Origin of the sequence: uncultured Maricaulis sp., from assembly GCF_963976135.1 — a bacterium.
GTDB lineage: Bacteria > Pseudomonadota > Alphaproteobacteria > Caulobacterales > Maricaulaceae > Maricaulis.
The window spans coordinates 1-2,450 of the sequence record NZ_CAXBKN010000175.1 but is presented as its reverse complement, the minus strand read 5'-3'; the positions used below and the strand labels follow the sequence as shown (position 1 = coordinate 2,450).

General features: G+C 66.4%; 2 protein-coding genes. One reads left to right on the top strand and one right to left on the bottom strand.

From position 1 onward, the window contains the following. Positions 1–98 precede the first annotated feature (98 nt). A complete protein-coding gene (locus AAC023_RS14310; RefSeq protein ID WP_339741956.1) occupies positions 99–551 on the top strand; it encodes a hypothetical protein in 453 nt (150 codons plus the stop codon). Between the two features lie 21 nt (positions 552–572). On the opposite strand, the gene AAC023_RS14305 is transcribed toward AAC023_RS14310, so the two are convergent. Further along, positions 573–2,195, bottom strand: coding sequence for a peptide ABC transporter substrate-binding protein (locus tag AAC023_RS14305; RefSeq protein WP_339741953.1), 1,623 nt, complete (start codon positions 2,193–2,195; stop codon positions 573–575). Positions 2,196–2,450 lie beyond the last annotated feature (255 nt).

The window sequence follows — 2,450 nt, the reverse complement described above, 5'->3', positions numbered from 1 at the left end:
GCCCCGGCCGGCGCCCCGCACCCCTCATCCCGCCAGGTGGCGACACCGTGGCGCTTATCGGCCTGCCGGCCGAAGCCACACAGACAAGGAGACACACCATGAGCCGTCGCTCGCAACCCACGCATCGCACCATCCACCACCGCACAAACCACCGCCCTGACAACGCACCGCCCGACCCGGGGCAGACCGGCCATGCCGCCCTGGTCGCCGCTGCCGGGGCGATACGCGACGGCGATGGCCGCGCGGCGCGGCAATTGCTCGGCCTTGCCCGCGATTTCTTCGCCCAGACGCGGGCCGAAATGGCGCTGTCGCGCGAACGCCTGAAGCTGGACGCGGAAAGCGAGATGGCCCGGCGCCGGGCCCGGGCTGCCGCATACGCAGCGGCCGGGCTCGGGCTGGAGGGGATTGAAATCAACCGGCAGATCGAGGACGACGCCGCCGCCCTGCGCGCCGCCCGCGCCGCCGGCCAGCCCCTGCCCGAACCGCGCTGGGCGGAGAGCTGGGAGCTGGCCGGTGAAGCCATGCCCCAGGGCTGGGAAGAACCCGGTTGAGGCGGGGATTGAAGCGGCGAGCTAGTCTTCCGCTGCGCCCTCGCCCGGCTGGGCCAGGCACAGCCAGCGGCTCAGATTGATCTGGTCCGGATTGGAGATCCAGCCGGTGACGCGCGGACTGACCAGTTGGCGATTGGCTTCAAAGAAGACCGGGATGACCGGGGTCTGGTCGAGGAAATACTGCTCGGCCTGCGCCAGCAGCGCGTTGTGTTCGGCCTCGTCGGGCGTGCGCACGGCCGCATCGGTCAGGGCGTCGAAGGCGGGGTCGGTCCAGCGCGAATAATTGATCTCGCCGGCGCGGGTCTCGTACTGGAAGAGGATGCCATAGGGGTCGTTGAAATCCGGCCGCCAGCCCGAGGTCGAGACCTGGAAATCACCGCCGCGCATGCGGTCATAATGGATCTGGCTGTCGCTGGTGACGACCTCGACCTGGACCCAGGGCGCGATAGTCATCCAGTCCTGCTGGATCACCGGCACGATGCGCGGCCAGCTGGCCGCGGGCTGGTAGTTGAACTCGAACACCAGCGGATTGTCCGGGCCAAAACCGGCGCCCTCGAGCAGGCGCCGGGCCTCGGCGCGGCGCTGGTCCATCGGCTGGTCGGCATAATCCAGGCGCGGCCCGTCGAGCCGGCCATGAAGGCCGGCCGGCACGACCCGGAAGGCCGGCGCATCGAAGCCGCCGAGCACGTCCTGGGTCAGGAAATTGCGGTTGATGGCCAGCGACAGGGCGCGGCGGACTTGCGGGTTGTCGAAGGGCGGCGAGGTATTGTTGAAATCGATCGTGCGGATGGTGAAGCCGGGCACCGATTGCACCAGCTCCGGATTGTGCTCGAGCAGGAATTGCGTGTTCGAGCTGGCGAAATCGACATTGAGATCAAGCTCGCCCGAGCGCACCCGGCGCTCCGCCGCCGCGGTATTGACGGTCGGGAAGTAGTAGATATCGGTCAGGCAGACCTCGTCCGCGTCGTAGAAGTAGGGATTGGCAACAAGATGAATGTAATTATTGGAGCGCCATTCGGCGAGGGTATAGGGCCCGCTGGAGACCATGTTCTCCGGCCGCGCCCAGCGATCGCCAAACGCCTCGATGGCGTGTCTGGGGATCGGCTGACCGTAATACATCAGCACGGTCGGCAGATAGGGCGCCGGATAGTTGAGGCTCAGCTCGACGGTGCGCGCATCCAGGGCGCGGACACCCAGCGTGTCCACGGGCGCTCGCCCCTCATAAATCTCCTGGGCATTGGCGATCATCAGCAGCGGCGCTGCGAACTGATTGCCGGTCAGCGGATCGAGCGGGCGCTGCAGGCCGAACACCACATCCTCCGCGGTGACCGGTTCACCATCCGACCAGAAGGCGTCATCGCGCAGGGTGAAGGTCCAGACCAGCCCGTCATCGGAGATCGCGGCACTTTCGGCCAGCGCCAGGATGGGCTGGGCATCGGCGGCCGGCTCATACAGGCCGACGAAGAGATCGGAGACGATGGTGCGCTCGTCGGAGATCTGAGCCAGGTCCGGATCCAGGCTCAAGGGCTCGATGCGATTGCCGCGATTGAGCGTGGTGCCATTGTCGGGCTCACCGCCGCCGCAACCGGCCAGCGTGACAGACAGGGCGGCGATGAGGCCGAGCGTGATCCGGTTGAATGTCATGTGTAATCCCCGATGGCAGGCCCGGGACACTAGACCCGATACCCGTCCGCACAAGCGGAATGCGCCCGATCCGGCGAAACTGCATCGCCTCACAGCCAAGCTGTCGCATAAATTCATGGCTACCCTGCGGCACCCGGGCAAGAATTTTCGTGACCTCTGTCGCGGGCCCCGTTATGCGGAACCTCAATCAGGATTTATGCCATGACCGAACTCTTTCTCTCCGCCCTCGTCACCTTCTTCGTCGCCATCGATCCG